Source organism: Rhodococcus spongiicola (assembly GCF_004011835.1).
Lineage (GTDB): Bacteria > Actinomycetota > Actinomycetes > Mycobacteriales > Mycobacteriaceae > Prescottella > Prescottella spongiicola.
In genome coordinates, this window is record NZ_RKLN01000002.1 from 657,660 (window position 1) to 684,437 (window position 26,778).

General features: G+C 65.3%; 28 protein-coding genes and 3 tRNA genes. 15 read left to right on the forward strand and 16 right to left on the reverse strand.

Going from position 1 to position 26,778, the window contains the following annotated elements; all coding sequences use genetic code 11:
• Positions 1 to 32: 32 nt before the first annotated feature.
• A complete protein-coding gene (gene dnaG / locus EF834_RS07735; RefSeq protein WP_127946601.1) occupies positions 33 to 1,955 on the forward strand; it encodes a DNA primase in 1,923 nt (640 codons plus the stop codon).
• Between the two features lie 16 nt (positions 1,956 to 1,971).
• On the opposite strand, the gene EF834_RS07740 is transcribed toward dnaG, so the two are convergent.
• On the reverse strand, positions 1,972 to 2,220 hold the full coding sequence (locus EF834_RS07740; RefSeq protein WP_127946602.1) for a hypothetical protein: 249 nt from the start codon (positions 2,218 to 2,220) through the stop codon (positions 1,972 to 1,974).
• A 132-nt stretch (positions 2,221 to 2,352) separates the two neighbouring features.
• Between EF834_RS07740 and EF834_RS07745 the strand changes: the two genes are divergently transcribed.
• Positions 2,353 to 2,425: transfer RNA gene (locus EF834_RS07745), tRNA-Asn, on the forward strand.
• Between the two features lie 144 nt (positions 2,426 to 2,569).
• On the opposite strand, the gene EF834_RS07750 is transcribed toward EF834_RS07745, so the two are convergent.
• A complete protein-coding gene (locus EF834_RS07750) occupies positions 2,570 to 3,283 on the reverse strand; it encodes an exonuclease domain-containing protein (protein ID WP_127946603.1) in 714 nt (237 codons plus the stop codon).
• Positions 3,284 to 3,453: 170 nt separating this feature from the next.
• Between EF834_RS07750 and EF834_RS07755 the strand changes: the two genes are divergently transcribed.
• Positions 3,454 to 3,527: transfer RNA gene (locus EF834_RS07755), tRNA-Ile, on the forward strand.
• 83 nt (positions 3,528 to 3,610) lie between these two features.
• On the opposite strand, the gene EF834_RS07760 is transcribed toward EF834_RS07755, so the two are convergent.
• Positions 3,611 to 4,120: a tyrosine-type recombinase/integrase gene (locus EF834_RS07760; RefSeq protein WP_206615202.1), complete on the reverse strand. Its 510-nt coding sequence runs from the start codon at positions 4,118 to 4,120 to the stop codon at positions 3,611 to 3,613.
• Between the two features lie 189 nt (positions 4,121 to 4,309).
• Here EF834_RS07760 and EF834_RS18295 point away from each other — a divergent pair, with 189 nt between their 5' ends.
• On the forward strand, positions 4,310 to 4,729 hold the full coding sequence (locus EF834_RS18295) for a putative Ig domain-containing protein (RefSeq protein WP_206615203.1): 420 nt from the start codon (positions 4,310 to 4,312) through the stop codon (positions 4,727 to 4,729).
• A 459-nt stretch (positions 4,730 to 5,188) separates the two neighbouring features.
• The gene (locus EF834_RS07770) at positions 5,189 to 5,647 is read left to right on the forward strand and encodes a hypothetical protein (RefSeq protein ID WP_127946605.1); all 459 of its coding nucleotides are present in this window, start codon (positions 5,189 to 5,191) and stop codon (positions 5,645 to 5,647) included.
• A gap of 84 nt (positions 5,648 to 5,731) precedes the next feature.
• Here the strand turns inward: EF834_RS07770 and EF834_RS18630 are convergent, their stop codons facing one another.
• The 5 genes from EF834_RS18630 to EF834_RS07790 all read right to left on the reverse strand — a co-directional run bounded on the left by EF834_RS18630 (position 5,732) and on the right by EF834_RS07790 (position 7,611).
• Positions 5,732 to 5,863 carry a hypothetical protein gene (locus EF834_RS18630; protein WP_268960953.1) on the reverse strand — a complete coding sequence of 44 codons (132 nt, stop codon included), beginning with the start codon at positions 5,861 to 5,863 and terminating at the stop codon, positions 5,732 to 5,734.
• Positions 5,864 to 5,918: 55 nt separating this feature from the next.
• Positions 5,919 to 6,293, reverse strand: a complete 375-nt coding sequence (locus EF834_RS18470; RefSeq protein ID WP_235871037.1) for a hypothetical protein — start codon at positions 6,291 to 6,293, stop codon at positions 5,919 to 5,921.
• Entirely contained in the window at positions 6,290 to 6,667 is a 378-nt protein-coding gene (locus tag EF834_RS07780; protein WP_127946606.1) for a helix-turn-helix domain-containing protein, read from the reverse strand. The genes EF834_RS18470 and EF834_RS07780 overlap by 4 nt, the downstream gene beginning before the upstream one ends.
• Positions 6,668 to 7,120: 453 nt before the next feature.
• Positions 7,121 to 7,432, reverse strand: coding sequence for an HNH endonuclease (locus tag EF834_RS07785; protein ID WP_127946607.1), 312 nt, complete (start codon positions 7,430 to 7,432; stop codon positions 7,121 to 7,123).
• On the reverse strand, positions 7,429 to 7,611 hold the full coding sequence (locus EF834_RS07790) for a hypothetical protein (RefSeq protein ID WP_127946608.1): 183 nt from the start codon (positions 7,609 to 7,611) through the stop codon (positions 7,429 to 7,431). The genes EF834_RS07785 and EF834_RS07790 overlap by 4 nt, the downstream gene beginning before the upstream one ends.
• A 170-nt stretch (positions 7,612 to 7,781) precedes the next feature.
• Between EF834_RS07790 and EF834_RS18175 the strand changes: the two genes are divergently transcribed.
• The 5 genes from EF834_RS18175 (at position 7,782) to EF834_RS07815 (ending at position 12,524) form a co-directional block, all read left to right on the forward strand.
• Positions 7,782 to 8,333: a hypothetical protein gene (locus tag EF834_RS18175; protein ID WP_164874083.1), complete on the forward strand. Its 552-nt coding sequence runs from the start codon at positions 7,782 to 7,784 to the stop codon at positions 8,331 to 8,333.
• Positions 8,334 to 8,555: 222 nt separating this feature from the next.
• Complete coding sequence (locus tag EF834_RS07800) at positions 8,556 to 9,230, forward strand: hypothetical protein (RefSeq protein ID WP_127946609.1); 675 nt, start codon at positions 8,556 to 8,558, stop codon at positions 9,228 to 9,230.
• A 655-nt stretch (positions 9,231 to 9,885) separates the two neighbouring features.
• Positions 9,886 to 11,013, forward strand: a complete 1,128-nt coding sequence (locus EF834_RS07805) for an NDMA-dependent alcohol dehydrogenase (RefSeq protein WP_127946610.1) — start codon at positions 9,886 to 9,888, stop codon at positions 11,011 to 11,013.
• A 34-nt stretch (positions 11,014 to 11,047) separates the two neighbouring features.
• The gene (locus EF834_RS07810; RefSeq protein WP_127946611.1) at positions 11,048 to 11,869 is read left to right on the forward strand and encodes a serine hydrolase domain-containing protein; all 822 of its coding nucleotides are present in this window, start codon (positions 11,048 to 11,050) and stop codon (positions 11,867 to 11,869) included.
• 142 nt (positions 11,870 to 12,011) lie between these two features.
• Entirely contained in the window at positions 12,012 to 12,524 is a 513-nt protein-coding gene (locus tag EF834_RS07815) for a DUF3145 domain-containing protein (protein ID WP_127946612.1), read from the forward strand.
• A gap of 90 nt (positions 12,525 to 12,614) precedes the next feature.
• Here the strand turns inward: EF834_RS07815 and EF834_RS07820 are convergent, their stop codons facing one another.
• The 6 genes from EF834_RS07820 to aceE all read right to left on the reverse strand — a co-directional run bounded on the left by EF834_RS07820 (position 12,615) and on the right by aceE (position 21,213).
• Positions 12,615 to 14,048 (reverse strand): acyl-CoA carboxylase subunit beta, encoded by a 1,434-nt coding sequence (locus EF834_RS07820; RefSeq protein WP_127946613.1) that lies wholly within the window; start codon positions 14,046 to 14,048, stop codon positions 12,615 to 12,617.
• 97 nt (positions 14,049 to 14,145) lie between these two features.
• Positions 14,146 to 15,393, reverse strand: coding sequence for a KasA/KasB family beta-ketoacyl-ACP synthase (locus tag EF834_RS07825; RefSeq protein ID WP_127946614.1), 1,248 nt, complete (start codon positions 15,391 to 15,393; stop codon positions 14,146 to 14,148).
• Between the two features lie 7 nt (positions 15,394 to 15,400).
• On the reverse strand, positions 15,401 to 15,712 hold the full coding sequence (acpM, locus tag EF834_RS07830; RefSeq protein WP_127946615.1) for a meromycolate extension acyl carrier protein AcpM: 312 nt from the start codon (positions 15,710 to 15,712) through the stop codon (positions 15,401 to 15,403).
• 80 nt (positions 15,713 to 15,792) lie between these two features.
• Positions 15,793 to 16,710, reverse strand: coding sequence for an ACP S-malonyltransferase (locus EF834_RS07835; protein ID WP_127946616.1), 918 nt, complete (start codon positions 16,708 to 16,710; stop codon positions 15,793 to 15,795).
• Between the two features lie 127 nt (positions 16,711 to 16,837).
• On the reverse strand, positions 16,838 to 18,199 hold the full coding sequence (locus EF834_RS07840) for a PucR family transcriptional regulator (protein WP_127946617.1): 1,362 nt from the start codon (positions 18,197 to 18,199) through the stop codon (positions 16,838 to 16,840).
• A 122-nt stretch (positions 18,200 to 18,321) separates the two neighbouring features.
• Complete coding sequence (gene aceE, locus EF834_RS07845) at positions 18,322 to 21,213, reverse strand: pyruvate dehydrogenase (acetyl-transferring), homodimeric type (RefSeq protein WP_127946618.1); 2,892 nt, start codon at positions 21,211 to 21,213, stop codon at positions 18,322 to 18,324.
• A 365-nt stretch (positions 21,214 to 21,578) separates the two neighbouring features.
• Between aceE and EF834_RS07850 the strand changes: the two genes are divergently transcribed.
• The 3 genes from EF834_RS07850 (at position 21,579) to EF834_RS07860 (ending at position 22,678) form a co-directional block, all read left to right on the forward strand.
• Positions 21,579 to 22,001: a DUF3052 domain-containing protein gene (locus EF834_RS07850; protein ID WP_127946619.1), complete on the forward strand. Its 423-nt coding sequence runs from the start codon at positions 21,579 to 21,581 to the stop codon at positions 21,999 to 22,001.
• A 109-nt stretch (positions 22,002 to 22,110) separates the two neighbouring features.
• Complete coding sequence (locus EF834_RS07855; RefSeq protein ID WP_127946620.1) at positions 22,111 to 22,575, forward strand: peroxiredoxin; 465 nt, start codon at positions 22,111 to 22,113, stop codon at positions 22,573 to 22,575.
• 31 nt (positions 22,576 to 22,606) lie between these two features.
• A tRNA-Val gene (locus EF834_RS07860) sits at positions 22,607 to 22,678 on the forward strand.
• Positions 22,679 to 22,729: 51 nt separating this feature from the next.
• On the opposite strand, the gene EF834_RS07865 is transcribed toward EF834_RS07860, so the two are convergent.
• A complete protein-coding gene (locus EF834_RS07865; protein ID WP_127946621.1) occupies positions 22,730 to 23,857 on the reverse strand; it encodes a site-specific integrase in 1,128 nt (375 codons plus the stop codon).
• Positions 23,844 to 24,347, reverse strand: coding sequence for a helix-turn-helix domain-containing protein (locus EF834_RS07870; RefSeq protein ID WP_206615204.1), 504 nt, complete (start codon positions 24,345 to 24,347; stop codon positions 23,844 to 23,846). Before EF834_RS07870 ends, EF834_RS07865 begins: the two co-directional genes overlap by 14 nt.
• Before the next feature lie 111 nt (positions 24,348 to 24,458).
• Between EF834_RS07870 and EF834_RS07875 the strand changes: the two genes are divergently transcribed.
• Positions 24,459 to 24,677 (forward strand): helix-turn-helix transcriptional regulator, encoded by a 219-nt coding sequence (locus EF834_RS07875; RefSeq protein ID WP_127946622.1) that lies wholly within the window; start codon positions 24,459 to 24,461, stop codon positions 24,675 to 24,677.
• Positions 24,678 to 25,168: 491 nt separating this feature from the next.
• A complete protein-coding gene (locus EF834_RS07880; protein WP_164874084.1) occupies positions 25,169 to 26,200 on the forward strand; it encodes an AAA family ATPase in 1,032 nt (343 codons plus the stop codon).
• Positions 26,201 to 26,778: the final 578 nt, after the last annotated feature.

Below are 26,778 nucleotides of genomic sequence, written 5' to 3' on the forward strand. Positions count from 1 at the left end.
TGGGTTCGAGGAATACGGCCTAGACTGCCCTCGTGGCGGGCCGAATTCCTGACAGAGACATCGCGGCCGTTCGCGAGCGCACGCGGATCGAGGACATCGTCGGCGAGTACGTCTCGCTCAAGCGCGCAGGCGGCGATTCCATGAAGGGGCTCTGTCCCTTCCACGACGAGAAGTCGCCATCGTTCCACGTCCGCCCCAACCACGGTCACTTCCACTGCTTCGGGTGTGGCGAGGGCGGCGACGTCTACTCGTTCCTGCAGAAGATCGAGCACGTCAGCTTCGTCGAGGCGGTCGAACAACTCGCCGACCGCATCGGGTACCAGATTTCCTATGAGGGTGGTGGCACGTCGGTCCAGCGTGACCGGGGTACCCGCGCGCGTCTGATTGCCGCCAACGCCGCCGCGCAGGAGTTCTACGCAGCGCGGCTGGGGCAGCCCGACGCCCAGGCCGCGCGGGACTACCTGACCGAGCGGAACTTCGACTCAGCCGCCGCCGCCCAGTTCGGCTGCGGCTACGCCCCAGACGGGTGGGACACCCTTACCAAGCACCTGATGGGGAAGGGATTCGAGGCGAAGGAACTGGAGGCCGCCGGACTGTCCAAGGAGGGACGTCGCGGACCGATCGACCGGTTCCGACGGCGGCTGTTGTGGCCGATCCGCAACCTTGCAGGCGACGTCATCGGCTTCGGTGCCCGAAAGCTGTTCGACGACGACACCATGCCCGGTAAGTACGTCAACACGCCCGAGACGATCCTCTACAAGAAGTCGCAGGTGCTGTTCGGGCTGGATCTGGCCAAGCGGGAGATCGCCAAGGGGCACCAGGCGGTCGTCGTCGAGGGATACACCGACGTGATGGCGATGCACCTCGCTGGCGTGAAGACGGCGGTCGCGTCGTGCGGCACCGCGTTCGGTGACGAGCATCTTGCGATGCTGCGCCGACTCCTCATGGACGACAGCTACTTCCGTGGTGAGGTGATCTACACGTTCGACGGCGACGCCGCGGGGCAGGCGGCGGCAATGAAGGCCTTCGAGGGTGACCAGAAGATGGCCGGACAGACGTTCGTCGCAATCGCTCCCGACGGAATGGACCCGTGCGAACTGCGGCAGGAATCCGGCGATGTCGCCGTGCGTGACCTCGTCGCGCGCCGCACCCCGATGTTCGAGTTCGTCGTCAAATCACTTCTCGCCGAACATGATCTGGATACCGCGGAAGGGCGGGTCGAAGCCCTGCGGCGCACCGTCCCGGTGGTGGCGCGGATCAAGGAGCCGACGCTGCGCGACGGGTACGCCGTGCAGTTGTCCGGCTGGGTAGGGTGGGACGACATCCCGGCAGTCCGGCGCCGCGTGCGCGACGAGGCACGCAAGATCACGCGCGGAGGGGGTGGGACCGGAAAGCGCCGTCCGGCCGCTGCGTCTCAGGCCGACGTCGGTTCGCCGACCCCGGGTCTGTCGCGGCCGCGGCCGAACGATCCGGCATTGTGGCCGCAGCGGGACGCACTCAAGGCCGCACTGCAATACCCGGCGATCGCGGGCACGGTCTTCGACTCACTGCCACGTGAGTCGTTCACGCACCCGGCGTACGCCGCCGTGCGTGAAGCGGTCGCCGCAGCGGGTGGCACATCCGCCGGCCTTGGTGGCGGCGAGTGGGTCGACGCAGTCGGGCGCAACGCCGGCGATCTCGTTGTTCAGTCCATCGTCATGGAACTCGCAGTCGAGCCGCTGCCGGCCGACGACGACACCGCCCCCCGGTACATCCGGGGCGTGCTCGCGCGACTGCAGGAGGCATGGGTCGGTGAACAGGTGGCCGAACTCAAGTCCAGGCTGCAGCGGGTTTCGCCGACCACCGACTCCGACGAGTTCCATTCCCTGCTGGGCGATCTCGTCGCGCTCGAGCAATACCGCCGTAGCCTGCTCGATCAGGCGATCGGCGACACCAGCGGTGAAGGGATCGCCTGACCGGCCGCCTCTCGCGTCAGTTCCGCCGTAATCGGTCGTGGGGGACCAGGACGGTGGTCGTTTCGTCGATCGGCTTCATCGGCTCGAGTCGTGGCTGCGTGTTGAGCGAGTCCGACAGCTTCTGCCGGCCTACTTCGACCACCTTCTTGGTGGCCGGACTGGTCGCCACCGCCTTGGCCGCCTTGCTGATCTGTTCGTACCGGGCCCGCCCGGCTCGGGTGCCGAGGACGTAGCCCGCCGCAACACCAACCAACAACTGCAACATTCCGGATTCCTCCCGTTGAAGTGCCTGCCTACATCCTGCCCGATCGGCCTCTGGTCAGGCGATTTGGTGCATGGGTGGGGGTATGGGCTACAGTTTTCCAGGCGCCGCCGAGAGGCGGTGCACGCAGGACAATCCCCTGTAGCTCAATTGGCAGAGCATTCGACTGTTAATCGAACGGTTGCTGGTTCGAGTCCAGCCGGGGGAGCTCTCAGGGAAGGCCCCCACCCGACTGGGTGGGGGCCTTCCCTTTTCCACATCTTCCCCTTCCCCCTATTCACTCCTTGTCCACTGCCACCTCGGTCGTGGCACGTGGCCCGTTGGCGTGGATCGGGCGTGCCGCTTCCTCGGGTCAGGCCACGGTTCGGATCGGCCATCGGCCGTCGACGTCCGACGCGTCCCTGCCCTCGCGTTGCAGATACTCGACGCGGTCGAGCTGGCGCTTGGCATGCCAATTCGCCTGACTGGTCATCATGTCCTCGAGGTCGGCGAGGTGTGGAAAGCGCTGCGGGAGTAGACGAGCGAGTTCGGCCGCGGCGAGAGCGTCAGCCTCGGCTTGGTGGGCGAAACCGAGATTGATCCCATAGTGTTCGCACAGCGCGCCGAGCGTGCGTTTGCCGCGGCGGTCCCGGTCGACCTCGCGATCTATCACGTACGGATCCAGCACGAGCCCGTAGCCATCCAATGGGGGCAGGCCGAGGCGACGGCCCTCGGCATCCATCACGGTGAGATCGTAGGCCGCGTTGAACGCGACGACGGCATACCCAGCGGCCCACGCGTCAGTGAGTGCTTCGCGGATCTCGAGATATCCCGAGGCATAGTCCTGGCCGTGGTGGCGCACGTAGGAGGTGGAGATGCCATGTATGGCGACTGCGTCCGCAGGTATCTCGATCCCCGGGTCGACGATCCAGTTTCGCGCCCGCGGCGGGGCCCCGTCGGCCGGGACGCCGTAGAGGACGACGCAGGCGGTAACGATTCGGGCCGAGAGCGGGTCTCGGCCAGTAGTTTCCAGATCGAACGCACAGATCGGTCGAGTGGTCCAGTCGCTCCTGGTCGAGTTGCTCATTGGCGGTCCTCCGAATATCGCTGGAGCCTGCTGCTCGCACGTGTTGCCGCTGAGTCTGCGCGCAGGCACCGACAGTCCTTCGTCCGTGCGCGACACTCGCCACCCCGCGGGCGGAGTCTGACGCGTGCAGGCGGTAACATTTGGCTGTCGACGAGACGTCGTCGCGAGTCGGGGCGGTAGCTCAGTCGGTTAGAGCCGTGGACTCATAATCCATTGGTCGCGGGTTCGAGCCCCGCCCGCCCCACTGCGGTTGATGCAGTTGGGGCATGCTTTCCGGATACAGAAGGGCGGGCCCCACGTTGTTTCTGCCCACATCTTGCCCACAGATCAAGTGGCGGTGCGGCGAGTAGCGAGGTCGACGACCTCGCCTTGATCTCGGAACGGGTCGATCCGGGCCGCCACCTCGTTGAGATCGTCGTCGAATAGGTGCCTGTAGTGGTCGAGCGTCATCGTGGCGGTCGCGTGGCCGAGCATCCTCTGCACGGCCTTCACGTTCGCGCCGCGACTGATCGCGATCGAGGCAGCGGTGTGCCGTAGATCGTGCGGGGTGAAGTTCACCGACGGGATCGGAGTCTTTCCCTCCTCTTCCTCGACGGGCGGGAACAGCTTCAGCACGGCCGGGTCGAACCAGTCGCGGCGCGCATTCTTGTTTCGCATCACACCACCACCGCGGGCAGGGAACAGAAGATCCTCCGGTCGCAGACCCTTGGTGAGCTCGTCGATCTCGTCAACCAGGAATGGCGGAACGGCGAGTGACCGCGCCTCATGTGTCTTGGGGGTACCCCATGTGAGCATCTGAGTGTTGGGTCCCTCCGCCGACGGCAGCGCCCCCACCATCACGGAAGATGGTGGGGGCGGGGGCGGGGGCGCTTTCGGCGTGCCAGCGTTTACGACCCCGAAGACCCCAACGAACCCCAAGACCCAAGCGATCCCAAGTGCCCGGTCGAGGGTGTCACGCCGATCGCGATCACCGACACCGTGACCAATAAAGTCACGGCCACGATCCCGGTGGGCCGGGAGACATTTATGATGGCGATCACGCCCGACGGAACCCATGCCTACGTCACCATGCCCGACGACCGACGGGTGTCGGTGATCGCAATCGACCAGGCACCGACACTGATCGACACACCACCGGCTGGTATCGAGGGCCAGTTCTACTACCACGAGCTCACGATCACCGGCGAGCCGAGGCCCACCATTGAGGTCACCGCCGGCGCCCTGCCCGATGGGCTAGTTCTCACGGCCGACGGCTTCCTTACCGGCGTCCCCAACACCGCCGGACGGTTCGAGTTCACCATCACCGCCAGCAACGGCATCGGTGACGACGCCACCCTGCCCGTCGTCCTCGAGATCACCGACACATCGTCAACCGGATCTTTGGGGTCGCTCGGATCCTTGGGGTCGACCGAGTTCGCTGGGTCGCTTGGCTCCTCGGGATCGTAGATCCTGAGACGATGAACGCGCCCTCGCCTCAACTTGAGGTGGGGGCGTTGTCTTTGTGTCGCTCTACCTTCGCCGCCAGCGCTCCCCGAAGTCGAGCGGCCCAGTGTGTGGCGGCCGGAACGCGATCACCCCGCAGGTGCGGCATTCGTAGGTGCGGTGTCCGCCGTAGTCGGTGCATCCGCAGGCCATCCATCCGACGATGACGCGACCCGGTCCGAGCTGGTGGCCGGCCGGGCAGGTCTTGGGTGCGCGTTCACACCTCGGCACCCACCCACATTCGCACACACGTTCGAGTGTGGTGTTATGGTTGCGTCGAGGCCTGAGGGAAGCGGGCCCCACGATTCGCCCCGCCGTGTTGCCTGCGGCGCGGCGTCTTCATGCGTGGGGTCTCGCCAACACAGAACCGGCCGCGTGGTTTGATACCGGCATGAAGGGGAGACTCGCGATAGGGGCTGGAACGTGACTGAGCAGCCCGGAAAAGGCGAAGAGACCGACGGTGGCCTGCCAACCATCCGCCAAGACGGGATCGTCGCGTACCTCAAGTCCTGGAAGGTCCCGCTGCTCGGACTACTGGCTTTCGGTGGGGTTGTGGCCGCGATCATTGGGGTCACGTCGTACTGGACCAGCGGCTCGGAGGAGCGAGATGCGATTTCGCACTGCGAATCAGCAGTGAAGAACAGGCTCAGGTCACCATCGACGGCAGTCTTCCCGGACACCTCTGCACATGAGGGTGGCGAGTACGTCTACAACGACATCCCCGCTCGCTACCGAGAGATGGAGAACGTGACGACCTGGGTTGTCACAGGTCCCGTGGATGCACAGAACGGGTTCGGAGCCACCATCAGGAACAAGTTCAACTGCCGCGCAATCTTCTCGGACGGCATGTTCGCCGGAACTGAGATCGGCTACATCGAGTAGCCCACACTTCGTCCGTCGGCCAAGCGCGCACCGCGCGTCATAGCCGCTGGAAGCGGGCCATGCGATCGCCCCGCCGTATTACCTCTACGGCGGGGCGTCGTCGTAGTAGCGGTGCATCGCCAACTCCCAGCGCACAAGGTCGATCGCCTCGCGTAGCTGCGGGTCGTCGGGGTCGAAGCCTTCGTCGCGGATCGCTGCGGCTTCGATCGGGTCCATGTGGGTTGGACGCGCTGGCTGAGCGATTCGTTCCAACGTCGCACCCAGGGCGACGTTACGTGCCCGGCTGGGGTCCGAACTCGCGCAGCACGTCGACGGAGGCGAGCACCCGCACCCTCTTCTGGCGGTGCACGGTCATGTTCGTCTCCTCGATCCGGGTCTCGACCTCCCGGAGAGAGAATCCGTAGATCCGCCCGACGGCAGGCACGGTTACCCACTCGACCTCTGCCAGCACCGGGTCTTCGCGGCCCCAATTGCCGCGCCCGGGGCGGGCCGCCATCCAGGCGTCGATAGTCTCAGGCAGCCAGCCGCGCCGGTCGCCGATCATGGCATCCGGCGGGGGCAGGTGGTAGCTCTCCTTCAGCGAGTCCCGGTGGACCCCGGCCCGCTCGGCGACCTCGGTGCGGGACAGATAGACGGTTGTACTCATTCCCTCATCTCCTCTCGTGCGACGGCGTCGTCTGGTACCTGGACGTCCAGGGCGACAAACCCGACCTGGCGGGCGGCGCGGGCGACGATGGCTCGCTCCCACTTGGTCGCGCGCTCGGGCATCGTGAGTTCGTTCATCCCGTCTTGCTCGGTGGCGGTGATAAGCCGTCGGACGGCGGCGTCGAACTCGTCGTGCAGCTCGTAGATGTTGTCCCACAACGAGACCGGCACCGCGGCGGCACCGGTCTCCATCCGCTGATAGGAGTTGCGGCTCATGCCGATTTGCTCGGCCATCTCGCGCGTGGACAGCCCGAGGTAGTCCCGGGCCGCGCGCAGGCGCCCGGCCCGCCCCCACTCGTATGTCTTCTCGCTCATCAGGCTGATGTCCTTTCGATCACCTTCCCCGCGCACCACTCTTAGTGCCGACCCGTAGGTCTAGGCGGGGCTATCGGCAGCGTGCTCCAGCGTCCTGCCGACCCGCGTGGATGTCCCGTATTTCCCACGGTGTGTCCCCTATAGCCCGCTCCCGCACAGGGGGGCTATTCGGTTTCAGTCTTACGCCCTCCGGGTGCAGCCCGCAGAGGTACCGTCCCATCCGCTTCGCCTCATTGGCCGAATATGCCAGATCACGATGCCTCACAACACCATTGACTCGTCCCGTCCCGGAGTCGCGCCCCACTCCTGGCAACGCCGTACAACAAGACCCTTCGCCGCCATCGCGGCGGGGCTGATGCTCACAGGAGCCCCAGCCGCGCACGTCGCCCGCCTAGCGTTCGCGGAGATGTGTTTTCGCCGTTCGGGGGAATATCGGCTGCAAAGCCCCGGGGACTACCGCCCCTCCGTGAAGGGGGTCTCCCCCCACCCTTGCCGCGCCTCACCATCGCCGTCCGCGCGGTATCCGGCGTCTGGGAGCCGGTCTCGGTTGCCGCGGCGCAGGTTGCACCGTAGGTGCGTCGCTTGCAGTGGCCCGGTGTTCGACCCTCCCTTGGAGACCGGGGTGACGTGGTCGGCGCTGGCGCTCATCGGGTCTGGGTAGGACAGGTCGGGGTCGATCCATTGACCGCATAGCGCGCACACGTCGGAGGTGCGCAGGATCCGGTCGCGGTTGCGGCGGTAGGTGCGGTGCCCGGTGAGGCTCATCGTTTCAGCCGTGCCCAACCGCGCGGCTTGGTCTCGCCGTCCGGTTGGTCGTCGGTGATGTGGAGGTGGATGTGGATGCCGCCGCTCGACTGCTGACTAGGCGTCTGTGCGTCGATGCTGTCGGCGATACGGCGCAGAACTCCCGCGGTGATGGATGTGATTGCGTCGATCGGGTTCACAGCGCCTCCTCAACGCGAATACTCGGGTTCACGCGGCGGCAATGGCGTGGTTGCTCCGAAATGTCGGCGTCTGGTGATAGCTTCCGTCACGCCCGGGGGGGATCTACTCGCGTTCTTTCGAGATGCCACCGGTGCACCACGTCATACGGAGAACGAGAGAAAGAGATTCCTTGATCAAGTCAGTACGTGCCGCTGCCGCAGCAGCCTTGGCCGCCCCGCTCTTGGCCGCCGCGTTCGCCGCGCCAGCAAACGCCGCACCCAAAGACGTCGCTCTCTCTGTCGATGTCGTGGGCAACGACATTGAAGTCATCATCACCAACAACACCCAGGGGTGGATCGCCTGCAACTGGACGGCAACGAGCGGCTTTTTAGGTGACGTCTACTTCCGCTTCATGGAGCCCGTCCAGCCAGGCGGGGAGTATCGCGAGCCGCTGGTCGTCGCCGATGGCCGCTACGACGTCAGTTGGAACTGCATATCGACACTCAGCATCGAGAAGTGGGGGAACACGCCGGACACCGGCACGGCCGGTCCGTACTCGTTCACCGCACCGCCTTGCAACATTGCCGGCAGCCTCGGCAGCCTCGGCAGCACCGACTCGGGCAGCCTCGGCAGCACCGACTTGGGCAGCGGCGGCAGCACCGACTCGGGCAGCCTCGGCAGTGCCAACTCCGGCAGCGGCGGCAGTCTCGGCAGCTTCTGCGGCAGCCTCGGCGGCTCCTAGCCGCCCCTTCCTGGCCCGGCACCATCACCGGTGTCGGGCCAGAAACATGTTCGGGGCCGGTGTTCGGTCGTTCGCCAGGTAACCCGGCTTTCCGCGTGTGCTGCCGCCAGCTGTCCCAGTTGCGCGGTGGACGTCGATTCCGTGGAAGCCCTCTAGATATGCGACCTCTGTTGTGCCGGAACCAGATCAGCACTGACGGGGTCTCTCGAATATGGTATGCGCATGGTGAAACGTGTTGTAGTTCTTGTGGCAGCAGGCGTGCTGGCTACCGCGTGCGGAAGCCCGTCGACCGAAGACTCAGCGACCGTCGCGGCATCGTCGTTGACCAGCCCCACCTCAACAACCGCAGCGCCGACAACGACGGTCAGCCCCGAGGAAGCGTTGTACTCGGAGTACTACAGCGCACTTAGGGCGGCCGGAATCGACTTCCGGCCTGGCTCCGGTTACTCCGGGACGATGGCCACCGACCAGTCGATTTGCGATTGGTTGCGCTCTGGGGAACTGGAGGCGTATGAACTTGCAACCAGGGAAGGGGTCTACTTTCAGGACAATAACGGCCGCCGGATCGCCACTATGGTCCCAATCCTGTGTCCAGATCAGCAGCCGATCGTGGACCAAGCCATAGCCGGTGACGTTCGAGAAACGACGTTCCGTGGCGGCAAGCGGCTCATCGGAAACGGGTTAGAGAGGACTCCGTGGGGGAATTTCTACCTATCGCCTGGCACCTACCAGACGGAGAAGCCTGTCTCGGATTGCTATTGGGAGCGCTCCGACGCCAACGGCAACATCATCGACAACAACTTCGTCACCCTCGCGCCGTCGGTGACAGTCACGATCGCGCCAACCGACAGCGGTTTCACTGCTGACGGCTGTGGTATTTGGAAGTTGGTGGAGTAAGAACGCACACCTACCGGTCCGAACGCAGCTGTTCGTTCGTGTGGCTTGGCTCCGCCCCACGACATGCTCGCCAGGCCAATGGGTTGTGTTGCCGTGGGGCGGAAGTCGGGCGCCCGCCGATCGGGGGAGTGTCGGCGGGCGCTTTCCCCTGGGCGCTGGCGTGCTGCTCGCAGGCTTGATGCATCGCTAGGGCCTAGCTCCGGACTGGAGAGCTCGGGGGCTGTGAAGTACTCAACGGGCCTCGATTCGGATTCACGTCGTGATGCAACCGGGAGTGAGCGAGTGGAATATACCGAGCAGCTGCCCGGACGTGAGCTATTCCGAATCCGATGTCCTTAGCCCCACACCCAGTCAGCAATCCCCTCTCGCGGAAGCGCCAGGGGAGGGGGCTTCCCAATCACCACAACCCCACCCACCGGACCACTCCATTGGTCGCGGGTTCGAGCCCCGCCCGCCCCACTTCAACGCCCTCCCTTTGTTAGCCCCTCCACGTGCTGCGTCCCAAGTCGGCCTCGATGTGGCGCGAAGCCGTGAACTGCGCAAATCTTCCGCTGAGCGGCCGTTTGATGGCTGAACCGATAGAACATGTTTCAATTTGCATGATTTGTGGCTATCGTCACAGCCACCGGTACTTAGCTACGGAAGGACGGTTGCAATGAAGACCAAGGGCGCGTTGCTGTGGGGCGTCAACGAGAAGTGGTCGGTCGAGGAGATCGAGCTCGGTGATCCGGTTGCCGGCGAAGTGCAGATCCGCATGGAAGCGGCCGGCATGTGCCACTCCGATCACCACATCGTGACGGGCGCGACCCCGATGCCGTCCTACCCGACGATGGGCGGTCACGAAGGTGCCGGCGTGATCACCAAGGTCGGAGAAGGCGTCACCGATCTCGAGGTCGGCGATCACGTCGTGCTGTCCTTCATTCCGGCCTGTGGCCGCTGTCCCTCGTGTTCGGCCGGTCAATCCAACCTGTGCGACCTCGGCATGGGCCTGCTTCAAGGCCAGGCAATCTCCGATGGCACGTACCGTATCCAGGCCCGCGGCCAGAACGTGATTCCGATGTGTCTGCTCGGCACGTTTTCGCCATACATGACGGTTCACGAGACGTCGGTCATCAAGATCGACAAGGACATTCCGTTCGAACTGGCGTCTCTCGTGGGCTGTGGTGTACCGACCGGCTGGGGTTCGGCCACCCACGTTGCCGATGTGAAGCCGGGCGAGTCCGTCGCGGTCATCGGTGTCGGTGGCGTCGGTATGAGCGCTGTTCAGGGTGCCGTGGCGTCGGGTGCGCGGCACGTCTTCGCGATCGACCCGGTGCCGTTCAAACGTGAGCAGGCGCTCAAGTTCGGTGCCACGCACGCCTTCCCGTCGATGGAAGAAGCAATCGGCCCGATCATGGAGATCACCTGGGGTCGGATGTGCCAGAAGACGATCATCACGGTCGGCGAGATGAAGGGCGAGTACATCGACCCTGCCCTCACGCTCACCTCGAAGGCCGGTCGCTGCGTCGTCACCGCCATGGGTCACATGGCGGACATGGACGTCAAGCTCAACACCTTCCTGTTCGCGATGCTGCAGAAGGATCTGCAGGGCAACATCTTCGGTGGCTGCAATGCTCGCGTGGACATCCCGAACCTGATGAACCTGTACAAGGCGGGCCTGCTCAACCTCGATGACATGGTCACCAAGACCTACTCGCTCGAGCAGGTGAACGAGGGCTACCAGGACATGCTCGACGGCAAGATCATTCGCGGCGTGATCCGCTACACCGAAGCGGACTGGTAGATCGTCGATCACATGGCCCTCGTAGTCTGATCGGGTGCAGACCCTCGATCGAATCGGGCAATGGCCGGTGAACAACGCCTCGGCCGCCGTCATCTACGACGGCGGGCGGGGCGTTTCGCAATTCGGGGGCCAGGAACAGGTCTATCCACTGGCGTCTGTGACGAAGCTACTGTGCGCCTACGCCGCCCTCGTCGCGGTCGAGGAGGGCGCGATCGACCTCGACCAGCCCGCCGGTCCGCCCGGGGCGACGGTGCGGCATCTGCTGGCGCACGCGTCCGGGCTCGCGTTCGACGAGCGAACGGTTCAGGCGGAGCCGGGGGTCAAGCGCATCTACTCGAGTGCAGGTTTCGAGGTACTCGCCGACGTCGTCGAGGCCGAGACCGGTATCGCATTTCCGGATTACCTCGCCGAGGGGGTTCTCGAGCCGCTCGGCATGAGCAGTTCGGCGCTTGTCGGCTCGGCCGGGCATGGCGCCCAGTCCTGTGTCCGCGACCTCGCGGCATTCGCGGCGGAGTTGCTGCAGCCGACACTGGTCTCGCGCCAGACCCATGCCGAGGCGACCACCGTCCAGTTCCCGGGTCTTGCCGGGCTCCTGCCGGGCTACGGACCCCAGCGGCCGAACGACTGGGGGCTCGGCTTCGAGATTCGCGACGGCAAGCACCCGCACTGGACCGGTGCCGACAACTCGCCCGCAACCTACGGACATTTCGGCCAGTCCGGCACGTTCCTCTGGGTGGATCCACGGGCCGACGCGGCCTGCGTAGTGCTCACCGACCGGGTCTTCGGTGATTGGGCCAAACCGCTGTGGTCCGAGGTCAGCGACGGGGTGATTGCCGAACTATCGGCACGAGATTGAACCAATTCACTGTTATCACTGGCGTAACACTGGTATCACAGTGCACACTAGGGCACTGTGTGTTGTACCGCTGGCACACGGCTCTGGCTCTCTGGCGAGGTCGTTGGGGAAGACGTCCCTCGTCGATGCTGGAGGTGTTGTAGTGCGTTCGTTGAACCAGTTCGTGGATGCGACGACTGGAGTGATCTACGTCCACTCGTCTCCCGCTGCTCTGTGCCCGCATGTCGAATGGGCGCTCACGTCGATCCTTGATGCCTGCGCAAACCTGCGCTGGACCGCGCAACCCGCGGCCGTCGGCACGCTCAGAGCAACGTGTGACTGGATGGGCCCGGTTGGCACAGGAGCCCGGTTGGCGGCAGCAATGCGGGCCTGGCCGCTCCTGCACTTCGAGGTCACCGAGGACCCGAGCGACGGCGTGGACGGCGAACGCTTCAGCCACGTTCCTGAGTTGGGGCTGTGGCGGGGGAACACCAGCGCGAGCGGCGATGTGGTCATCGGTGAGATGCAATTGCGGGCCCTCATGGAGAAGGGCCGGGACGGCTTCGCTGCTGCCGTGGAGCATGCGCTGGGAACCGCCTGGGACGATGCACTCGAGCCATATCGGAGTGGGGGAGAGGGAGCCGAGGTGACCTGGCTGCGCCGGGATGTCGGATAGCGCCGCGATGTCGGATAACAGAGAAGGGCCCCGCGCTGGCGGGGCCCCGTGTCGGGATTTGTCGGATTCTGTGCGTCCGAGCGGGATGCGTCAGAGCGGGATGTTCTTGTGCCGGGCACGCGTTGCGGGGACCGCGGCGAGTGCGCCGGCGAGGACGCTGCGAGTCTTGGCCGGATCGATTGTCTCGTCGACGACACCGATCGAGATCGCCCGCCCGACGCCGCCCGCGATGGCCTCGTGCTCCTCGGCCAGGCGATCGTGCAGGGCTTCGCGCTCCTCTTCCGGTGCGGCGGCAAGGGCGCGCTTGTGGAGGATGCCGACGGCCGCCTTGGCGCCCATCACCGCGACCTCGGCCTCGGGCCACGCATAAACCGCGGTTGCGCCGAGCGCCCGCGAGTTCATCGCGATGTATGCGCCGCCGTAGATCTTCCGCGTCACCAGCGTCACGCGGGGAACGGACGCCTCCGCGAACGCGTGCAGCAGCTTCGCGCCGCGACGCACGACACCCTCCCACTCCTGGCTGACGCCGGGGAGATAGCCGGGGACATCGACGATGACCACCAGCGGGATACCGAAGGCGTTGCACAGGCGTACGAAACGCGCGGACTTCTCCGCGCTCTCGCTGTTGAGGCAACCACCGAGGTGGAGCGGGTTGTTCGCGATCACACCGACCGTGCGGCCGCCGAGACGGCCCACACCGGTGACGATGCTGCGCGCCCAGTTGGTCTGCAACTCTTCGAAACTCGACTCGCCCTCGACGTTGTCGAGCAGTTCCCGGACGATCGGGCGCACGTCGTACGCGCGCTTCGCGGATTCCGGCATCAGCTCACGGAGGTCGCGATCGCCGCGTTCGGCGGCGGCGAGGTCGAATTCGCCCTGCTCACTCATCATCGACACCAGGCGCCGGGCGCGATGGTAGGCGTCGCCCTCGTCGCGGGCCGCGATGTGCGCTACTCCGGACTTCTTGCTGTGCGTATCAGGCCCGCCGAGCGACTCCATGTCGACCTGCTCGCCGGTCACGCTCTTGACGACGTCCGGGCCGGTGACGAAGACCCGGCCCTCGGGGGCCATGATCACGACATCGGTGAGAGCAGGGCCGTACGCGGCGCCACCGGCGGCGAAGCCGAGCACGACGGAGATCTGCGGAATCAGACCCGACGCGCGCACCATGGCCTCGAAGACGAGACCGACGGCATGGAGGGCCTCGACCCCTTCGGCCAACCGGGCACCACCCGAATGCCACAAGCCGACGACCGGGGCGTTCTCGGCGATCGCGGTATCGATCGCGTCGACGATGTGTCTACAACCCTCGACGCCCATCGCGCCGCCCATGACGGTGGCGTCGGAGCAATAGGCGATGGTGCGAACGCCGTCGATCTCACCCGATGCGGTGAGCACCCCGGATTTGTCCCGGGGATGAAGGGGTACGACGGTTCCGGCATCGAACAGCTTGGCGAGGCGCGCGAGTGGGTCGCGCGGATCGACGGATGCTTCGGAGTGCGTCGCGGGGGCCAAGACGGTCATCGTGTCCTCCTGAGCTAAGCCAATGTTAGGCGGAAGTTAGGGGTGGGGACCCCGGGTGCGGCGTCCCCACCCTGCGATCCAGCGAGCTTCGAATGGGTTACGCCCGGCCGAAGGCGACAGCAACGTTGTGCCCACCGAAACCGAACGAGTTGTTGATCGCGAAGTCGATGTCGCCGTACCGGGGTTCACCCTTGACGACGTCGAGATCGATCTCCGGATCCTGGTTGTCCAGATTGAGCGTGGGGGGGATGGCGCCCTCACGGACACTCAGGACGGTGAGTACTGCCTCGAGAGCGCCTACGGCGCCGATCGAGTGACCCAGAGCCGACTTGGGCCCGTACACCGCAGGATGCGTGCCGACCGCTTCCTTGATGGCGATGCTCTCGGCGATGTCGCCGATCGGCGTTGCGGTCGCATGCGCGTTGACGTGCTTGATGTCGGCCTTGGTGAGACCAGCGGTCTCGATGGCCCGGGTCATGGCGCGAGCCGCCCCGGTGCCCTCCGGATCGGGCGCCACGATGTGGTAGCCGTCCGAGGTGATGCCTGCGCCCAATACGCGAGCGTGGATCGTCGCCCCGCGCGCCTTCGCGTGCTCCTCCGTCTCGAGGACCATCATGGCGCCGGCCTCACCGAAGACGAACCCGTCCCGGTCCTTGTCGAAGGGGCGCGAGGCCGCCTTCGGGTCGTCGTTTCGGGTGCTGAGCGCTCGCATCATGGCGAAGCTCGCGATCGGCACCGAGTCGATGTTGCCCTCGACTCCGCCCGTGACGACGATGTCCGCGTCACCCATCGCGATCATGCGAAACGCATGAACGATGGCCTCCGACCCGGATGAACACGCCGATACCGGTGTGATGACGCCGGCTCGTGCGCCCAGTTCGAGCCCGACGGTGGCCGAAGGACCATTCGGCATCACCATCTGAACCGCGAACGGTGACACCTTGCGGTATCCGCCCTTACGCAGTTTGTCCACGGCGTCGATGAGCGCCTCGCCGCCGCCGAGCCCGGTGCCTATGACAACCCCGAGACGATCCTTGTCGACCTCGGGGCTGCCGGCGTTTCGCCAGACCTGCCGCCCCAACACCAACGCGAGACGCTCGACGTAGCTCATCCGACGGATCTCGACCCGGCTCAGTGCGTCGTCGAACGGGACCTTCAGTTGGCCACCGAAACGCACCGGTAGATCGAACTCCTCAACGAATGAGCCGTCGAGCACGTCGATGCCGCTCTCACCGGCAAGCAGGCCCTTCCACGTGCCATCCACATCTCCGGCGACCGACGTCGTAGCCGCGAGGCTCGTGACGACGATGTTGGGAAATCTCCCTTTGGTAGAAGCGGAAGTCACGATGGGCTCACTCGTCGTCGTTCTTGGCGGCCTCGAGCTTCGCCTTGACCGCGTCGGCAGCCTCGCCGCCCTCGGCTTCGAGCTTCTGGATGTACGCGACCGCGTCACCGACGGTGCGCAGGCTGGCCAGATCCTCATCCGGGATCTTCACGCCGTACTTGTCCTCGGTCTGGACGGCGATCTCGACCATGGACAGCGAGTCGATGTCCAGATCGTCGACGAAGGACTTGTCGATCGTGACCTCGGAGGGCTCGATGCCGGTGACCTCTTCGATGATCTCGGCGAGGCCGGCGATGATGTCTTCCTGGTTGGTGGCCACTATGTGGCTCCTTTCTTGGTTGGGTTTCGGTGGGATGGTCGTTGGGCCATCGGTCACGCGCTGGGTGAGCGTGTGGTGTCCTAGCCGCCTCCGGTGAACTCGGTCAGTGCCGAGAGATCTCCGGGTTCTTTGAGCGCCACGGTCGGTGTGCCGCGCATCTCACGCTTGGCGATCCCGATCAGGGTTCCTGCCGGGGGGAGTTCCGCGATTGCGGTGACCTGCGCAGCCCGGAGGCTTTCGGTGCACAGGTCCCAGCGCACAGGTCGGGTCACCTGAGCGGCCAGTTTGGTCAGGGCGTCGGCACCGGAGGTGACCGGCGCGCCATCCGAGTTGGAGAGCACGGTGCGTGCGGGATCGCTGGGTGTGATCCGCGACGCGGCCTCGGCGACGGCGTCCTGGGCGGGAGCCATGTACCGAGTATGGAACGCACCCGCTACCGGCAGTGCCCGAACGCGGGCTTTCTCGGGCGGGTTCGCGGCCAGTTGCTCGAGCGCGTCGAGGGATCCCGCTGCGACGATCTGACCCGCCGCGTTGCGGTTGGCGGGCGTGAGATCGAGTTCTTCGAGCCGGGACAAGACGGCGGCCTCGTGACCGCCGAGGACCGCGGACATTCCGGTGGGTTCGAGCGCACACGCCCTCGCCATCTCCCTGCCTCGGATTGCGGCGAGCAGCACGGCATCGTCGGCGGACAGGACTCCGGCGATCGCCGCGGCGGCGAGTTCACCCACGGAGTGACCGGCGACGATGGTGTCCTCTGGGACCAGGTCCCGGCGTTCGAGTTCCTCGTATGCGAGGAGGGCGGCAGCCACTACGAGCGGCTGGGTCACGGCGGTGTCCGTGATCTCCTCGGCCGACGCCGTGGTGCCCAGGCGAACGAGGTCGAGGCCGGATGTCTTCGACCACAGTGCCATGCGATCGTGTGTGCCCGGCAGCTCCAGCCATGGGCCGAGCATGCCGGGAGTTTGAGAGCCCTGACCCGGGGCAAGCAACGAAATCACGCATTCATGGGAACACTGTGAGCGTCGCCCGCGAGATGTTATCGAGGATGAACTCTGCACACATGATTTGTAGGTTTCCTACAAAATTGCACGTCGGAGCCCAAGATCGGAATCGGGGGTCCGAGTGTTACGCCCCGACATTCCGGAATGTGAATTTCGGGATAGATGTGTCAGAAGTTGAAGTATGTGTGTTTGTTTGGGCAAGTCGGCCGACTGTAGCTGCGACGCGGAGCACATACGCGTCGCGCGGGTTTGTCGGATCGCGTCCCGTGATCTCCGAGATTCGCTTCAGGCGGTACCGAACGGTGTTTGGATGAACAAACAGCTGACGGGCACAGGCCTCGATGGCGCCGCCGGAGTCCAGATAGGCGTCGAGGGTCTCCGAGAGTGCAGTTCCGGCGACCGAGAGCGGATGGATCAGGCGCTCGTTGAGCGCGACGACCGCCGCGGTGTCTCCGAGTAGGGCACGTTCGGGAAGCAGATCCGCGGCGAACACCGGCCGGGGTGCGCCGCGCCAGCCGACGACTGCTTCCATTCCGGCCAGCGCCTCGACCGCGCTGAAGTGAGCAGCCCCGAGGGTCGGGGTGGTGGGGCCGATCACGACCGCACCGCCGGAGAAGCTCTCCATCAACTCGTCCATGAACTTGCGCGCGCCCCTACTGCCGTGCAACTCGCCGCTGACCACCATCACGAGCAGTTCACCCTGGACCACGGCCAGCGCGGCCCGGCCGTGTTTCTGTGCGGTGCTGTGCACCGTGCCGATCACTGACACGCTCTCCTCGGGTGGGGGCGTGCCGACGATCACCGTGGCCTGCGCGGTCGCGTCCCAGTTCAGTGTCGCGGCCCGTGACTGCAGGTCGGATCCGGTGTCACCACGGACCACTGCGTCGACGACCAGCGCTTCGAGTCGGGTGTCCCATGCCCCGCGGGACTCAGCGGCACCCGCGTATACGGCCGCGGCCGCAAAGCCCAGCTCACGGCCGTAGCGCAGGATCGACTCGGTGAGCGCGACGAGCTGTTGGTCGTTGCGCGCGAGCGCGGGCAGCCGCTGCTCGAAGAACTCCATTGCCACTCGCACCATGTCGACCGTCTGACGCAACGTCAGGCGTCGGGCGAGATCCTGCGGAATCACCTGGAATGCGTCGATGCTGAAACCGATATCGGTATCGGCGTCGGAGAGCCACTCTAGAAAATTGACCACGGATGTCTGCACGAGCATTTGCACGCTTGCGCGCTGCTCGGCGTCGAGGTCGGCGAAGAACGGCAGCTGATCCTGCATCGAGGCGATCGCCTCGGTGGAGAGCCGACCCGAGAACTGCTTGACCCGACGCAGCAGCGCATCGGGCAGGGAGTCACGGCTCGGCCTGCTCGAGGTGTTCTGGGCGGATGGCTGGTAGCGCGTGCGACGTGGACGCAGCGGAGATGAAGCCTCCGTGCCGGCCGGTTGAGGCGGGGAGGTGGGGGAACTCTCCGGCTGATCCACTGTCATGAGAAGGAACTTACGCCCGTAGCCGGCACGAGGCCTCGCGGACACTCGTGCCGGCTCCGGGTGCGTGCTTTGTCGGTCCCACGTGTCGGTCCCACGTGTCGGTCCTGCTGGTTGGTGCAGCCCTACGCCACGCCGGGGTCCGATGTCTGCTCCGGTGCGGCGAGAACGTCGTCTATCCGGTAGCGCGCGGCCGCCTCGACAGCCTTGGAACGGTCGAGTTCGCCCGTCTCTGCAAGGGCAGAGAGCACCGCGACTGCGATGGACTCCGCGTCCACGTTGAAGTACCGGCGGGCAGCCGGTCGGGTGTCGGAGAAACCGAATCCGTCGGTTCCCAACGTCGTGTACGGGCCCGGTACCCACTGGCGGATCTGGTCCGGCACCGCCCGCATCCAGTCCGATGCGGCGACGAACGGACCCGGAGCCTGCGCCAGGACCTTGGCGATGTACGGCTGCGGGGCGTCGATGCCAGGCTTGTGCAGCGCCTCCCGATCACACTCGAGGCCCTCACGCCGCAACTCGCCCCACGACGTCACCGACCACACATCTGCGGCGACGCCCCACTCCTCGCCGAGCAGTTCCTGGGCGCGCAGCCCCTCGGGCATCGTGACGCCCGAGACGAGGATCTGGGCACGCGGTACAGGGCGTCCCGCCGCGTCGCCAGGGATCGCTGCCGCCTTGTAGAGGTAGATGCCCCGAAGCAGGCCGTCGACGTCGAGGTCCTCGGGCTCGGCAGGCTGGATGTAGGGCTCGTTGTAGACAGTGAGGTAGTAGAAGATGTTCTCGCCGCCGAATCCCGGCACCGTCGTTCCGTCCGGGTTCCGGGTTCCGCCGTACATGCGACGTAGGCCGTCCCGGATGATGTGCGCGATCTCGTACGAGAACGCCGGATCGTAGGAGACCGCGGCCGGGTTGGTCGAGGCGAGCAGCAGCGAGTGACCGTCGGCGTGTTGCAAGCCCTCGCCGGTGAGCGTCGTTCGGCCTGCGGTCGCGCCGAGCACGAAGCCGCGAGCCATTTGGTCCGCTGCCGCCCACAGGCCGTCGCCGGTCCGCTGGAAGCCGAACATGGAGTAGAAGATGTACACCGGGATCATCGGCTCGCCGTGCGTGGCGTACGACGTCCCCGCCGCTGTGAACGACGCCGTCGAACCAGCCTCGTTGATGCCCTCGTGCAGGATCTGGCCCACCACGCTCTCCTTGTAGGCGAGCATCAGTTCGGCGTCGACGGACGTGTACAGCTGACCGTTGGGGTTGTAGATCTTCAGAGAGGGGAACCACGAGTCCATCCCGAACGTGCGCGCCTCGTCCGGGATGATCGGCACGATACGGTGACCGATCTCCTTGTCCCGCAACAATTCCTTGAGCACGCGAACGGTCGCCATCGTGGTGGCGACGTCCTGCTTGCCCGAACCCTTGAGGACAGGAGCGTACGCCTTGTCGTCCGGAAGCGTCAGCGGTGCGGCGTCGGTGCGCCGAGAGGGGAGGAATCCGCCGAGGGCCTTGCGACGCTCCAGCATGTACTGGATCTCCGGCGAATTCGGCCCCGGGTGGTAGTACGGCGGCAGATAGGGGTCCTTCTCGAGTTCCTCGTCGGAGATCGGGATGCGCTGGATGTCGCGGAAGCGCTTGAGATCGTCCAGCGTGAGCTTCTTCATCTGGTGGGTCGCGTTGCGGCCCTCGAAGTGCTTGCCCAGCGTGTAGCCCTTGATGGTGTGGGCGAGGATCACGGTCGGCTGGCCTTTGTGCGCCATCGCGGCGGCGTACGCCGCGTAGATCTTGCGGTAGTCGTGGCCGCCGCGCTTGAGGTTCCAGATCTCCTGGTCGGTGAGACCGGCGACCAAGGCCTTGGTCCGCGGGTCGCGTCCGAAGAAGTGCTCGCGGACGAAGGCACCGTCATTGGCCTTGTACGTCTGGTAATCACCGTCGGGTGTCTCGTTCATCAGGTTGACGAGAGCGCCGTCCTTGTCGGCGTGGAGAAGCGCATCCCACTCGCGACCCCACACGACCTTGATGACGTTCCAGCCGGTGCCGCGGAAGAACGACTCGAGTTCCTGGATGATCTTGCCGTTGCCGCGCACCGGGCCGTCGAGACGCTGCAGGTTGCAGTTGACCACGAACGTCAGGTTGTCGAGGCCTTCGGTGGCCGCGACGTGTGCGAGACCGCGCGATTCCGGCTCGTCCATCTCCCCGTCGCCGAGGAACGCCCACACGTGCTGGTCGGACGTGTCCTTGATGCCCCGGTCGTGCAGGTAGTGGTTGAAACGCGCCTGGTAGATGGCGTTCATGGGGCCCAGGCCCATCGACACCGTCGGGAATTCCCAGAAGTCGGGGAGCAGCCGCGGGTGCGGATACGACGGAAGGCCGCCGCCGGACTTCGCGTGGCTGGCCTCCTGGCGGAACCCGTCGAGTTGCTCGGCGTCGATGCGGCCCTCGAGGAAGGCGCGAGCGTAGATGCCGGGCGAGGCGTGGCCCTGGACGAAAATGTGGTCGCCACCGCCCGGGTGGTCCTTGCCGCGGAAGAAGTGATTGAAGCCGACCTCGTACAACGCTGCCGAGGAGGCGTAGGTCGAGATGTGGCCGCCGACGCCTACGCCGGGACGCTGTGCGCGATGAACCATGATTGCGGCGTTCCAGCGGATCCAGGCGCGGTACCGACGCTCGACTTCCTCGTCGCCGGGGAACCACGGCTCGTTCTCGGTGGGGATCGTGTTGACATAGTCGGTGGACGTCAGTGCGGGGATGGCGACGTGTTTCTCACCGGCGCGCTCGAGCAGGCGCAGCATCAGATAGCGAGCGCGGGAGTGACCAGCCCGAGCGAGCAAGCCATCGAACGATTCGAGCCACTCGTTCGTCTCGTCCGGATCGATGTCCGGCAGATAGGAGGCCACCCCTTCACGGATGACGCGTACCCGACCGTCGGATCCGGGTGCGTGTGCAGCGGATGACGAGGACTCCCCGGAGATGCGTGGCGTGTCGGCATTCGGTGAAGTCGCGGGCCCCTGGATCAGGTCTGACAAGGTGTGCTCCTCGTTGTGGTGAGACGCGTGGTGTCGCGTCCGCTCCGTACGGACCGTCCTTGTTGGGACGTCCGAGTTTCCCTATGAATATGGCGCAACTCTCATCTTTCACCATCCGAGCGGGAGGATCACCCCCACCGCCGTACTTCGGTACTCGGCGCGTCGCGACCAGATGTGATCTCGTCGGTTTGCCCTGATCGAGGCGATCTGCCGGGCCTTCCGCACACTTTCTCGAGATTTTCGGGTTCGTCGGCTTGCGCGAATGGCTTCGACCATGTTCGCTTTCATCTACTGATCGAGGCACGCTCGATCCCGACCCGATGTGCGTGATACCCGCACCCCACCGAACAAAGGAGGACACCACCGTGGTCGCCGCGGCGGACGCTCAGAACTTCGTTCAGAAGCTTGGCATTACCCACGACATGGTGGTTCAGGAACTGGGCTGGGACGAGGACACCGATGACGAACTGCGCGTAGCGGTGGAGGACGCCATCGGTGGAGAGATGGTCGACGAGGACTCCGACGAGGTCGTGGACGTCGTGCTGCTGTGGTGGCGGGACGGTGACGGCGATCTGGTCGATGCGTTGATGGATGCAATCGGTCCGCTCTCCGACGACGGCTTCGTGTGGGTCCTCACCCCCAAGACAGGGCAGCCGGGGCACGTCGAGCCCAGCGAGATCGCCGAATCGGCGCCCACCGCGGGGCTGACGCAGACCTCCGCGTCGAACCTCGGGTCGTGGAGCGGTAGTCGACTGGTTCAGCCGAAGGCTCGCGCCCCGAAACGCTGATCGAGAGCGCTCATCACGCTCGATGTCCCTTTCCGGTTCATCCGCCTCATCCACGCGGCGTAGGTTTGTCGTGGCGGATGCGCTGACATATCCGACGTTAGGACCACGTATGCCTCTCGAGGTGGGCGCCATCGCGCCCGATTTCACACTCAAGGATCAAGACAACCAGGAAGTCACCCTGTCGGATTTCCGCGGCAAGAAGAACGTTCTGCTCGTCTTCTACCCACTGGCCTTCACCGGTGTGTGCCAGGGCGAGCTGTGCCGCGTGCGCGACGAGCTGCCCAAGTTCCAGAACGACGCCGCCGAGATCCTCGCGATCTCGGTCGGGCCGTCGCCGACTCACAAGATCTGGGCGGCCGAACAGGGCTACACGTTCCCGCTGCTGTCGGACTTCTGGCCGCACGGCGCTGTCGCCCAGGCATATGAGGTATTCAACGACGCGCTCGGTTTCGCTAATCGCGGCACGTTCGCGATCGACAAGGACGGCATCATCCGATTCGCCGAGATGAACGGTCCCGGCGAGCCCCGTGACCAGGCGGCTTGGGAGAAAGCGCTCACCGCGCTAAAGTCCTGATGCGGTTCCGGCGGTTAGACCGCCGGGTCTGGGGCGTGTAGCTCAGTGGTAGAGCTCTGGTTTTACACACCAGCGGTCGGGGGTTCGAAACCCTCCGCGCCCACTCAACAGATTGGCTCCGGTCTGCGTGTAAGTGCAGGTCGGAGCCATTCTTTTACGAACCTCGGGCGCGGTCTGCCCACATTTTGCCCACACTTGCCCGAGATCGAGCGTCACTGAGTGCGGTCGCCACTGCCTCGAGGTCGTCGTCGAACAGGTCGGCGTAGACGTCCAACGTCATTGCGGCGGAAGCGTGTCCGAGCATCCTCTGTACTGCCTTCACGTTCGCGCCAGCTGAGACTGCCAGTGACGCCGCAGTGTGCCGTAGATCGTGGGGAGTGACTCGAGCGATACCCGCGGCCGTGACGGCCTTGTCGAACCAACCGGACTTGGTATGCGGCCGACTGAGATGGTTGCCGGCCTCGTCGGGGAATACGAGTGCGTCGCGGGCTCGTCCCTCGCATTGGCGGGCAAGATATGGAATCAGGAAGTCGGGGAGCGGGACTGTGCGCCGCTTGTGTCCCTTGGTTGTCCCGACGACGATCTGATTGCCGATCTCGACGGCGTTCTCGTCGACTGTTGCGCGGCGCCGTAGCAGGTCGAGGTCGCGCACGCGCATTCCTGTTGCCTCGCCCCAGCGCACGCCGGTATAGGCGAGCATGTAGATCAGGGTCTCGTGCTCGCCTGCTGCGCGCGCGAGTAGAGCCACCTGCTCGTGATCGAGGTAGACGTGTCGTTTCTTCCGCTTGCGTGGCAACTTAACACCGCGTGCCGGATTCGATGCGATGAGGCGATCGCGTACGGCGTCGTCGAGGATCGACCCGAGAACTTGGTACGTCCGAATGACCACGGTTGCACCGACGGGCTTCTCGCCGTCGGCGCCACGTCGGAGATCCGAAACCCATTGCTGGACTGCGCTTGTCTTGATGTCCGAGAGGCGGACGCCGCCCCATCGGGGCTGTACGCGGAGCCGCCAGGCGACCTCGATGGGCCGATAGGCGCTTGGTTTCAGGTGCGTTTGACGACCGAGCCAGTCGGGTCCGAGTTCGTCGATCGTCGTACGGGCGTCAGCTGGCGAGATGTATTCGCCGCGGAGCTTCGAAACCTCGGTAGTCGCGGCGAATGCCTCTGCGTCACGCTTGGTTCGAAACCCGCGCTTGTCGGTCTGCTTTCGGTCGGGCGTGCGGTATCGGACGCGGTAGCGCTTGCCGGCCTTTGTCTCGTAGCTCTCAATCGTCGCCATGTCGCCGGTCATTCCTGCGCTCGAAGAACTCCAAAAGAGTATTGATCATCTTGCGTTCGTTCTCCGGCGTGTCCGCGGTCTCTTCCTCAAACTTCCACTCCGGGCGGGCCCGCATCATCCAATCAAGGTCGATCACGGGCCAGCCTGGGCGGCCTGCACTCTCGGCAACAATCCACAGCCAGAGCTGGCGGGCGGTGGCGGTACCGACGCCGGTCGCTTCCACCTCAGCCTCACCACCCTCGGCGACTGGCATGAGGAGGGTCGCGGGGCTGACGTCCAGAGCGATGGCCAGCGCCAGCAGGTCGTCAACGTCGATTCGGCGAGATCCGTTCTCGATATCGCTTAGCGAGGTGTGCGCGATCCTGCGACCGGCTGCGTCCATGCGCTCGGCCAGGTCGCGGAGCGTGAGGCGCTGAGTCCTGCGGAGCCGCTTCACGTTCTCGCGGACGGTATGGCCGGTGGTGTCGAGTTCGACGCGTCGAATTGGCATGTTCCGGATTCTATGTCCCTTGGTGTGGCCAACAGTGCATCGCTGTGCTTCTATAGGAATTGGCATCACAGGGCCACATTGGCCGGATATCCGGACGGAAGGAATGAAGAGATGGGCGACGTTGCGAAGCGGCCACCGTTGGCCACGGCGGCAGAGGTCGCGGAGTACCGGCGCACGACGGAAGCGACCCTTGCGCAGGAGCGGTACAGGGGCATTGGCCCGCGCTACAAGAAGCTCGGTAAACGCGTGTTCTACGACTGGGCGGATGTCTACGCCTGGGTTGACGCGCACAGCTGTCAGCGGACCGACGACGCGGCGACGGCGAAGTGATGGGAAGGGCGACGCCCGGCCCACGTGCGGATGGGGCCGGGCGTCAAACAACGCCTTGGAAGGCTGATTCGGTTGATTGATCGGTGGATCGAAACCGGCCACGAGCGTAGAGCACGGGCCGGACAGCGTCTAACTCCGCTCGAATGCGGGTGTGCTGACCCTGCCCAGCACCAGTGCCGTGCCTCGCGGGTGTCGGGGCTCGCGACATTGTCCGCGGCGGTACACCTCGCACGGGCGGACCTGCGCGGATTGTTCGACGTCGACGAACTTCGCGGAGCGCGACGGTACGCGACCTGCGCGGAAGAACGGGCCGTGCTCGAGCGACTGGCAACAACTGCGGAGGTTTCATAGTGGTGAACGCTCTACCAGTTGGGCGTGACTACCCTGACGCGGTTTGGGTCGACCAGGACGGACCGATCCCGTTCGTGGGCGCGGCAGAACAAGAAACGGACAGGGCAGAACATGAAACGGCCGGCTGGCGGCGTCCTCGCGTGTGGAACGCGCTAGAGCTGGCGGAAGCTCGCCAAGTTGATTGGCTGGCGGCGCATCGGCTCCCCTCTGCGTCAGTCTCGTACATGGTCGGGCCTGAAGGCATCGGAAAATCGCTGTTCCTGGTTTGGCTTACAGCGGTGATCACCACGGGTAAACCGTTCCCCGCGTTCGGGATTCCCGCACGCAATCCTCAGACCGTCGTCCTGGTGCTCACTGAGGATGACTGGGCTACCGTCGCGCGGCCGCGGCTCGAGGTCGCTGGCGCGGATCTGGCACACGTGCGGGTGATCTGCGAGGACAGAGACGGATCCGGCACGCCGACGTTCCCTCTGCACATGGATGTCGTCGCGGACGCCTCCACGGACGCGGCGCTGGTGATCGTTGACGCGTGGGCCGACACACTCCCCGGTGGGCAACCGGTCAAGGATCCTCAGAACGCGCGGAAAGTGCTGCATCCGTGGAAAGAGCTTGCAACGCGTACCGGAGTTGCTGTGCTGCTCACGGGCCATACGAACCGCGAGAAGGGGAGCAACGTCCGCAACGCCTACGGGCTCACCGGGGAGATTCGGAAGAAGGCGCGCATGACCGTGCTCGCACAACCGGACCCCGACGAGGACGGGGTACTAGTGATCGGGCCGGAAAAGTCGAACCTCACGGCCGGTGTCCCGGCGTCCAAGTTCCAGATCCGATCCGTCCAGGTATTCGATCCAACCGACGCGAGCGACGGCACGGTCCCGTGCCTCGAATGGATCGGCGACGCCAACGCGAACGCCCGCGACTTCTACGCCGACGCGGCAGAGGACGCCGAAGGAGGTGGCGACGCGCCCCGGTCGACCGGCCAGGCATGGCTCGAAGACTTCCTGACCGAAGCGGGGAAGGCGACGGCGAAGGAGGTGAAGGCTGCCGCGGCGAAGGCAGACATATCGCTACGGACCTTGCAACGCGCGGCGAAGAAGGTCGGCGTGGTGTACACGAACGAGGGCTTCCCGCGGGTCTCGCACTGGTCGCTACCTCAGTCGCGCCATGAGTAGCCGGTGCTTCTACGTGTGGCGCCACTGGCGCAACTGGGCTTTACCAGGGGAAATGCAGTCGCGCCACGTGGCGCGACTGGACAGTCGCGCCACAGCGGAGATACGGCGCGACTACTGGCGCGACAGCGCGGGAAGGCTGCCGCGGCACCGCTCCGCGCTGCCTTGCCATCGAACAGAAGGGAACCGTATGAGTAGGGGCTTTCCCATCACAGAGAACCGAGCCCGCGGCCCCGACCGGGGTGGGGCTGGTCCTCTCCCTCCGATCGGGGGGTACCCATCGCGCGCGGGGATGAGTTCAGCAATCGAGAGAAAGGCGAGGTAGTGGGCGAGAACGTGAGTGCTTTCGAGGATGACGGCGCGGTGGCGGTTGTCGATGTTCCGGCTGGCGAGGTGTGGGCGGATAGCGGCTGGTACGGGTCGGTCGGTGATCTGCGGTCCTATGCAGGCGTCGTGCATATCGGACGGTTTGGGGGTCGTCGATGAGGGGCGCGGACGGTATGCCGGGGTCTGACGAGATTCGGTTAATGCTGCTCAGGATAATTCCGGAGTCGAATCGGGAACGGACGGGGCGACGAGGG

Bases quoted from the DNA above. Each gene is read 5' to 3' on its own strand.
- EF834_RS07740 (WP_127946602.1), bottom strand. From the start codon at position 2,220: ATGTTGCAGTTGTTGGTTGGTGTTGCGGCGGGCTACGTCCTCGGCACC.
- EF834_RS07750 (WP_127946603.1), bottom strand. From the start codon at position 3,283: ATGAGCAACTCGACCAGGAGCGACTGGACCACTCGACCGATCTGTGCG.
- EF834_RS07760 (WP_206615202.1), bottom strand. From the start codon at position 4,120: ATGGTGGGGGCGCTGCCGTCGGCGGAGGGACCCAACACTCAGATGCTC.
- EF834_RS18295 (WP_206615203.1), top strand. From the start codon at position 4,310: ATGATGGCGATCACGCCCGACGGAACCCATGCCTACGTCACCATGCCC.
- EF834_RS18630 (WP_268960953.1), bottom strand. From the start codon at position 5,863: ATGGACCCGATCGAAGCCGCAGCGATCCGCGACGAAGGCTTCGACCCC.
- EF834_RS18470 (WP_235871037.1), bottom strand. From the start codon at position 6,293: ATGAGTACAACCGTCTATCTGTCCCGCACCGAGGTCGCCGAGCGGGCC.
- EF834_RS07780 (WP_127946606.1), bottom strand. From the start codon at position 6,667: ATGAGCGAGAAGACATACGAGTGGGGGCGGGCCGGGCGCCTGCGCGCG.
- EF834_RS07785 (WP_127946607.1), bottom strand. From the start codon at position 7,432: ATGAGCCTCACCGGGCACCGCACCTACCGCCGCAACCGCGACCGGATC.
- EF834_RS07800 (WP_127946609.1), top strand. From the start codon at position 8,556: ATGGTGAAACGTGTTGTAGTTCTTGTGGCAGCAGGCGTGCTGGCTACC.
- EF834_RS07805 (WP_127946610.1), top strand. From the start codon at position 9,886: ATGAAGACCAAGGGCGCGTTGCTGTGGGGCGTCAACGAGAAGTGGTCG.
- EF834_RS07820 (WP_127946613.1), bottom strand. From the start codon at position 14,048: ATGACCGTCTTGGCCCCCGCGACGCACTCCGAAGCATCCGTCGATCCG.
- EF834_RS07840 (WP_127946617.1), bottom strand. From the start codon at position 18,199: ATGACAGTGGATCAGCCGGAGAGTTCCCCCACCTCCCCGCCTCAACCG.
- EF834_RS07855 (WP_127946620.1), top strand. From the start codon at position 22,111: ATGCCTCTCGAGGTGGGCGCCATCGCGCCCGATTTCACACTCAAGGAT.
- EF834_RS07865 (WP_127946621.1), bottom strand. From the start codon at position 23,857: ATGGCGACGATTGAGAGCTACGAGACAAAGGCCGGCAAGCGCTACCGC.
- EF834_RS07870 (WP_206615204.1), bottom strand. From the start codon at position 24,347: ATGCCAATTCGACGCGTCGAACTCGACACCACCGGCCATACCGTCCGC.
- EF834_RS07875 (WP_127946622.1), top strand. From the start codon at position 24,459: ATGGGCGACGTTGCGAAGCGGCCACCGTTGGCCACGGCGGCAGAGGTC.